The sequence below is a fragment of the Streptomyces sp. CNQ329 genome (assembly GCF_000482585.1).
This window is the reverse complement of the sequence record NZ_AXVU01000055.1, coordinates 22,786-29,863: the sequence shown is the minus strand read 5'-3', so window position 1 is coordinate 29,863 and position 7,078 is coordinate 22,786. Positions and strand designations below refer to the sequence as shown.

Annotated in this window: 8 protein-coding genes and 1 pseudogene; 6 read left to right on the top strand and 3 right to left on the bottom strand. The window is 70.9% G+C overall.

Going from position 1 to position 7,078, the window contains the following annotated elements:
• Positions 1-189, bottom strand: a pseudogene (locus I003_RS0126465) (lipase); the annotation flags it as partial.
• 67 nt (positions 190-256) lie between these two features.
• Positions 257-829, bottom strand: a complete 573-nt coding sequence (locus I003_RS0126460; RefSeq protein ID WP_027774262.1) for a TetR/AcrR family transcriptional regulator — start codon at positions 827-829, stop codon at positions 257-259.
• Positions 830-1,199: 370 nt separating this feature from the next.
• Here I003_RS0126460 and I003_RS0126455 point away from each other — a divergent pair, with 370 nt between their 5' ends.
• Genes I003_RS0126455 through I003_RS0126445 form a run of 3 tightly spaced genes read left to right on the top strand, consistent with a single transcriptional unit; the run spans position 1,200 to position 2,813 of the window.
• Positions 1,200-1,799 carry a sulfite oxidase-like oxidoreductase gene (locus I003_RS0126455; protein ID WP_027774261.1) on the top strand — a complete coding sequence of 200 codons (600 nt, stop codon included), beginning with the start codon at positions 1,200-1,202 and terminating at the stop codon, positions 1,797-1,799.
• Entirely contained in the window at positions 1,769-2,524 is a 756-nt protein-coding gene (locus I003_RS0126450) for a ferredoxin reductase (RefSeq protein ID WP_027774260.1), read from the top strand. The genes I003_RS0126455 and I003_RS0126450 overlap by 31 nt, the downstream gene beginning before the upstream one ends.
• A 1-nt stretch (position 2,525) precedes the next feature.
• Entirely contained in the window at positions 2,526-2,813 is a 288-nt protein-coding gene (locus I003_RS0126445) for a DUF6510 family protein (protein WP_027774259.1), read from the top strand.
• 232 nt (positions 2,814-3,045) lie between these two features.
• On the opposite strand, the gene I003_RS33310 is transcribed toward I003_RS0126445, so the two are convergent.
• On the bottom strand, positions 3,046-4,113 hold the full coding sequence (locus tag I003_RS33310) for an alpha/beta fold hydrolase (protein WP_078564393.1): 1,068 nt from the start codon (positions 4,111-4,113) through the stop codon (positions 3,046-3,048).
• Between the two features lie 269 nt (positions 4,114-4,382).
• Here I003_RS33310 and I003_RS0126435 point away from each other — a divergent pair, with 269 nt between their 5' ends.
• The 3 genes from I003_RS0126435 to I003_RS0126425 all read left to right on the top strand — a co-directional run bounded on the left by I003_RS0126435 (position 4,383) and on the right by I003_RS0126425 (position 6,624).
• Positions 4,383-4,982 carry a YdcF family protein gene (locus tag I003_RS0126435; protein ID WP_027774258.1) on the top strand — a complete coding sequence of 200 codons (600 nt, stop codon included), beginning with the start codon at positions 4,383-4,385 and terminating at the stop codon, positions 4,980-4,982.
• 257 nt (positions 4,983-5,239) lie between these two features.
• The gene (locus I003_RS33305) at positions 5,240-5,752 is read left to right on the top strand and encodes a GNAT family N-acetyltransferase (RefSeq protein WP_037721801.1); all 513 of its coding nucleotides are present in this window, start codon (positions 5,240-5,242) and stop codon (positions 5,750-5,752) included.
• Positions 5,753-5,859: 107 nt separating this feature from the next.
• Positions 5,860-6,624 carry an IS5 family transposase gene (locus I003_RS0126425; protein WP_027774257.1) on the top strand — a complete coding sequence of 255 codons (765 nt, stop codon included), beginning with the start codon at positions 5,860-5,862 and terminating at the stop codon, positions 6,622-6,624.
• The last annotated feature ends 454 nt before the right edge of the window (positions 6,625-7,078 follow it).

Here is a 7,078-nt window from a genome sequence, read left to right as displayed (position 1 = left end):
GCGGAAGGTCAGCCTTACGCCGGAGGGCTGCGACTGGGCCATCGCGAGCTGGCCGTCGGGGATCTGCGCGCGGGCGTACGCGGGCAGCCGGTGGGGCAGTGCGCCGCGCCCGGTGTCTTCCAGGTCGAGAGCGCCGCGCACGAGGTCTGAGGTGACCGGGGTGGTGGTCCAGTCGTGCTCGGTGTGCATGTCCTCGGTCTCCGTGGTTGCAGAGGGTGGCCGGCATGACGCCGGAGGGTGCTGCCGGGGCGGCCGGTCAGGAGGTGGTGGGCCAGCCGCGCAGCAGGGTGTCGAGCGCGCCGAGGATGCCGGTCCAGCTCTCCTGCGCGTCGGGGTCGCTGTGGCCGAAGGCGCCGGCGGTCTCCAGTTCGACGTAGCCGCTGAAAAAGCTCCCCAGGAGCCGCACCGCGTGCGTCTCGTGCGGCTCGGCCAGGTTGTATCCGCGCAGGATCGCCCGCGTCATCCGGGCGTGCCGGACGCCGGCGCTGGCTGCCGCCGTCTGCGGGTCGAGCCGGAACCGGGCGGCGGCGAAGCGGCCGGGGTGCCTGAGGGCGTAGTCGCGGTAGGCGTTCGCGAAGGCGGTCAGGGCGTCTTTGCCAGCCCGCCCCGCCACTGCGGCGGACACCTGGTCGGCGAGCTCTTCCAGGGCCATCAGGGCGATCTTCGTCTTGAGGTCGTGGGCACTGTCCAGATGCGAGTACAGGCTCGCGGGCCTGACGCCGAACCGCCGGGCCAGCTCCGCGGGGGTCACCTGCTCGAAGCCGATCTCGTCGGCCAGCTCGGCCCCCGCCTGGACCACACGCTGCGTGGTCAGTCCCGCCCGGGCCATCGTCGTCCTCCGCATCGCTCGCATCTACTGAAACCGAGTATGCATCTACCTACTGTCATTAGGCAAATGTCTATTGGATGTAGGTTCGGGGGAGTGTGAGCGCCCGCTACCGGACCGGATGCCGGCGGCGTCCTCCGATCCGGGCCCGACGAGGGCAGACCTCCTCCAGCGAGCCGGCTGCCAACCGGACATTTCTCCGATCGCGGTCCGCTGAGCCGGCTTGTACGGTGCTGAAAAGTCCGGCGATTTCCTCTGCGTCTCTTACCGGGTCCTTTCGACAGGTGTGCCGGAAGGGCTCCGAAAATGTGCGCGCGGACGGGCGGCTCCTGCGCAGGGAGCCCGGCCGGTGGTGCGAAAGGAGGAGTGCGGCGTGGGCGTGGTGTCGCCCGGCTTCCGGGGCCGGCCGCGGGAGTCCTCCCGCCGGCTGCCGCCGGGGCAGTACGAGACGCATGACTTCCCGGTGCTGTCGGCCGGTCCGACGCCGCTGATCCGCCGGGAGGACTGGGAGTTCACGGTGACCACCGAGACGGGGGTCCGGCACCGCTGGAACTGGGCCGAGCTGACGGCCTTGCCGAGCCAGACCCCGACGGTCGATCTGCACTGCGTGACGAAGTGGTCGAAGTTCGACACCTCATGGCGAGGCGTTTCTCTCGACGTGCTGCTGGAGCAGGTGGAGACCTCCGCGGACTACGTGATGTTCAGCTCGTACGGGGGATACACGACCAACCTGCCGCTGGAGGACGTCCTGGACGGCCGGGCCTGGATCGCCTACGCCTACGAAGGCGAGGACATCCCTCCGGAGCACGGCGGCCCCGCCCGGCTGCTCGTCCCGCACCTCTACTTCTGGAAATCGGCGAAGTGGGTTCACGGCGCCCGGCTGCTCGTCCGGGACGAGCCGGGCTTCTGGGAGAGCCTCGGCTACCACGACTACGGGGACCCATGGCGCGAGCAGCGGTATCAGGGCGACTAGGCAGGCGCCTGCGCTGGCAGGTCGCCACCCTTGTGGAGCGGTGGGCGGAGAACGACTCGGCGAGCACACTCCTGCTGGACGTGCCGGACTGGCCCGGCCATCTGGCCGGACAGCACGTCGACGTCAAACTGACCGCGGAGGACGGCTACAGCGCCCAGCGCAGTTACTCGCTGGCTTCGGCCCCCGGCGGGCAGCGCCTCGAACTGACCGTGCAGCGGGTCGCCGACGGCGAGGTCTCCCCGTACCTGGTGGACCAGCTCGCAGTCGGAGACCCCGTCGAGGTCCGCGGGCCGGTCGGCGGGTGGTTCGTGTGGTCCCCCGGGCCGACCGAACCGGTCCTGCTGGTGGGCGGGGGCTCCGGGATCGTGCCGCTCATGGCCATGATCCGGACACGGCGTACGGGTACGCAGGTCACGCCCTTCCGGTTGCTCCACTCCGTACGCAGCCCCGCCGACCGGTATTACGTGTCGGAGCTGCAGCGCGGCGAACCGGGTCTGGAGACGGAGTACCTCTACACACGCATGTCCCCGAACGGGCCACGCCCGCCCGGGCGGATCCGCCGGGAGGACCTCGCCGCCTTCGCCTGGCCGCCGAAGGAGAACTCACCGGTCTGCTACATCTGCGGCCCCACCGGATTCGTCGAGACTGCGGCGAACCTGCTCGTCGATCTGGGGCACCGCCCCGACAACATTCGCACCGAGAGATTCGGTCCCAGTGGAGGCTGAGATGAACCACGAGCCCGGCAGTGAGGAAGGCGAGGAATACCAGGACGGCAACGCACTTGCCGGCCCGCTGTCCGAGATCTTCGCCGTGGACCTCACCAGTGCGCGCGGCCGGTGCGCCGGCTGCGGCGTCATCGAGCCGGTGGCGCGGCTGCACGTCTACACGCGTGCACCCGGCCTGGTGGTACGCTGCCCGCACTGCGGCCACGCGGAGCTGCGTATGGTGCGCTCCCCGGACAGCGTGTGGCTGGACATGAGCGGCACCGGCGCGCTGCGTGTCCCCCTGGCGTAGTCCCGGCCGGGTCCTTCGCGCCTGTTCCCGGGGGCGCCTGCCGCCCCGCCCCCGTTGTTCCGGTCCACCGATCCCAGGACGCCCGGGCGGCGGCACCGCCGGCACCGGCCTGGCGCCGCCGCCGAGTCCTTGTGGTCGCCGCCGGGCTGCCTCATTACGCGACGCGCGGGAACGGGCCGCTCGGTCCACGGCCGGTCGCGCCGCGGGAGGCGTCCGGGTGAACGGCCCTCGGTCAACCCGGTCCGTCCGCGCCTGCGTTCAGTGGAGCGGCAGCCCGTGCAGAATGTCGGTCACCGGGGGCGGGGTCGGCCGGGCCCAGGTGGCCGGCGTCCGGGAAGTCGTGGACCATGAAGCGGTTGTGCGGGGTGAGTTCGTCGGCCTCCGCGATCATGCGGTCCTGAAGCTCGGTGGCCACCGTCCTGTCCTTGCCGAACCGCAAGTACGTGCGCGGAATCCGCCCCCATGTGCTCGCGTGCCCCACCGCCCGGCCGGCGTACGCCGTCAGCGACTCGTCCGTCTGCATGCCTTCCAGCACCCGCAAAAAGGCGCCGTCCGTGTAGTTGGCGCAGATCATCTCCCTGAAGACCGCCAGGTCACGGGGGTTCGCGGTGCGCCAGTTCAGCCGCAGCGCGCCCAGCGTCTCCGGGTCGCCGACGACCTGCTCCACGGGACTGATGGCGTTCTGCCCCTCGGGGGAGATGGCGCAGGCGTCCAGGGACGGCATGGTGCGGCTCGGGCAGAAGGCGGCCATGTAGCAGATGTGCGCGAGGAGGCCGGGTACGCCGTTCGCGACGCGGCTGACCGACAGGCCGCCCATGCTGTGCCCGACGAGCACCACGAGCCCGCCCAGGCGCGCGGCCCGGCGTACGGCGTCGGTGACGCGCGCCTCGAAGTCGTCCAGGCTGAGCGCGGCGACCGGTGAGGGCTCCGTCGCGAGAGCCGCCAGGTCCTGCGTCTGGTACGCCTGCGGCACGAACCGTTCGGTGCCGTGCAGCGGCTGGTCCACGGCGACGACGCGGTGCCCGCGCAGCGCCAGTTCCCGCCCGATCGCGGTCCAGAAGGCGCCGGCGCTGTGCGTGCCGTGGACGAGGACGTACGTGCGCACGCCCGGGCACCGCCGCCCGGCGCCGGCCGCCCGCGCGGTCGACGCACCGACGCCGGCGGCGAGCGTCGCGCCGCCCGCCGAGGCCGCGAGCCCTCGCAGGGCGAGCCGCCGCGAAGGGCCCCGGCGGCTGGACGTGCCGGTGCCGCCTGTGAGCCCGGCGCCGCACTGTTCTCCGTTGTCAACCGTGTCTTCCATGCCGGCCACGCTAGGAACGGCCAGGACTCCCCACCATGGCCCTGCCCGCCCGGCCGGCGGTGTACCTGCCGACACCACGCGCCGGCGCCGGAGTCGACCGGCGCCATCGGTTCCCCCGCCCATGCCGCCCTCGTCCTTTCCGGCCGGGATGTGTGTGAGGGCGTGCAGTCTTGGACTTCGGGCGCTTGCGAAGACCTCACGGAATGCGTCCTCTGCAGGGCGGCTCGTACCTTCGCTGCCCCCTACGAGCGGTGCCCTAGAGTCGCCGCATGCGACGAAGGACAGGGCTGGCGATGGCGGGGGCTGCGGCGCTGGCCTGGGGCGAGTGGGTGAACCGGCGCTGGTCCCGAACCCTCGTGGGGAGCAGCGGGGGCGCATCAGAGGCCGTGGTCGTGTTGGGCTACCGGAACCCGCAGTCGACGGCGAACTTCATCAACCGCTGGCGTGTTCGTGCAGGAATTCGCTCCGTTGCCGCGGACGGTGCGCGAAGCACTCTCGTGATCTTCAGCGGGGGTGCGATCGGCGGCTGTGCTGCGGAAGCCCAGCTGATGGCCGACTACGCAAAGTCGGTGCTCGGGTTCGACGGCACGGTGCTTGTCGAAGACCGGAGCGCGACGACATGGGAGAACATCACGAACGTGATCCCGTTGCTGGAGGATGCCGACCGCATCAAGATCGTCTCCCAGCCGGCTCACGCGCTCAAGGCCCGTGTGTACGTGCGGCGGCAGCGCCCTGATCTTGCTGAGAGGCTCGTGCGGGCGGATGACTACCGCCTTGGCGAGTGGATTGTGGGTAAACCGCTGCTGGCTCTGTACGGGCTTTGGACACTCCGTGGTCTCAAGGCCGAAGAGCGGAAGGTCTCGCTGTAGGCGGATGCCGTCACCGCCGGCGTCACGTACGTCCGGGATGCCGGTCCGGGCGCCCCTGGACGGCCGTGGTGCGGCGCCGGGATGATGGTCGAGACGGAGCTCATGCAGCCGAGTCGGCGCGCGGGAGGCGGGCTCGAAAGGGAGGCAGGCAGGCTTTCCAGAAAATCGCACGGAGATCCAACGGTCCGGGCTTTCGGGTCGGCATGAGGGAGTTGAGGACTCCGCGCCGTTCCTCAGCGTGCGATAAGTTGCCCAATATGACCGGACTCGGGCCCGTTGCCTGGCCGCCTGCCCCGATAAAGACCGAACGGCTCGTGCTCCGCCGGTCCGAGGCCCGAGACCGTGCGGCGTTCATCGAGCTGTTCGCATCGCCGGAGGTGCACACCTACCTCGGTGGCCCGCGACCGCGCGATGAGCTCGAAAGTGCGGTGCCTGAAGTGCCCGGGCGGCGCCCCGGTCTTTTCGTGATCGATCTCGGCGGAGCGATGATCGGCACGGTCACGCTCGATCGGCGCGGCGCGGAGCGTCCGGGGCACGTCCGTCCGGATGCCGGGGAAGCCGAGCTCGGCTACACGTTCCTGCCCGAAGCGTGGGGACGCGGGTATGCCGCCGAGGCGTGCGCGGCGGCACTCGCCTGGTTCGCCGACGCGATTCCCGGTGAGCCGGTGGTGCTCTGCACCCAGACTGCCAACAACCGCTCGATGCGACTCGCCGCGAAGCTGGGGTTCACCGAGGTGCGACGGTTCGAGGAGTGGGGCGCCGAGCAGTGAGCTTTTTCCAACCTCGTGCGGGCGATGGGTCGTTGGGCTGACAGCGCGGTGAAGCCCCTGGTAGATGGGTTTTCGACCAAGAGAACCGTCTCCACCAGAGGCTTCGCATGCTTGTCTACCCGTCCGGGATCGACGTGTCCAGCTCCGCCCTGCGCTTCCTGTCCGCCCGTCTGCGGGACCACCGCCGGCAACGCGGCACCCGCTGGAGGCGGCTGACCCCCGGTCGCCAAGCCCTGCTGACGCTCGCGCACCTGCGGTGCGGACACACCTACGCCCAGCTCGCCGCCGGGTTCAGCGTCGGCACCACCACCGCCTACCGGTACATCGCCGAGGCCGTCGACGTCCTGGCCGCCCTCGCGCCCACCCTCACCCAGGCGATGAAGACCGCCGCCACCAGGGCATTCGTGATCCTGGACGGCACGCTGCTGCCGATCGACCGGACCGCCGCCGACCGGCCCTTCTACTCCGGGAAACACAAGAAGCACGGCATGAACGTGCAGGTCATCACCGACCCCGCAGGGCGGCTGCTGTGGGCTTCCCCAGCACTGCCCGGAGCCGTCCACGACATCAGGGCCGCGCGAACCCACGGCATCATCGACGCCCTGGACCAAGCCGCCGTGGAGTGCTGGGCCGACAAGGGCTACCGCGGCGCCGGCGGCACGGTAAGGGTCCCGTACTGGGGTCGCTGGGAAACGCTCTCCGCAGGCCAGCAGGCCGTCAACCGCTCGCACGCGAAGATCCGCGCACTCGTTGAACAGGCGATGGCCACTCTCAAGACCTGGCGACTTCTACGCAAGCTGCGATGCTCCACCACCCGCATCACCGCACTCGTCAACGCCATCCTCACCCTGCACCTGACCTGCCCAAACTGAGGTTGGAAAAGGCTCAGTGGCTCGGCGTGTGGTCCCCGGTCACACCGTTTGGGTGAGCGTCGCCAGCGAGTTCAGACGAGCCGGAGCCCGTCCGTGGAGACGATCCTGCCGAAGCCCAGGCAGGCATCCAGGGGCCGGGCCATCTGCGCACGGGGAGAAGCCGAATGCGGCGACCGCCGAGTAACGGAACCGGCCGGAGGAGTTGGGCGGTGCGGCAGCCGCACCGCCCACAGAAGGGCGCACTGCGGCGCCGAGGCGGGGCGCGGGCTCGGTGCCGCACGGCTTTGCCGCGCGTGTGGAGATGCCTTTGACGCCGGGGCCGCACGTCACCGGCGGTGGGTTCTCGGCCGGCGCCCGGGGCGCATGTAACCGGCCGGTAGTGGTGGCGGGCCGTCTGGGGGCTCTGGTCGCGGGGGCCGGCGTGCCGGGCTGGAGCGGGGCGGCGCGGTGGCGC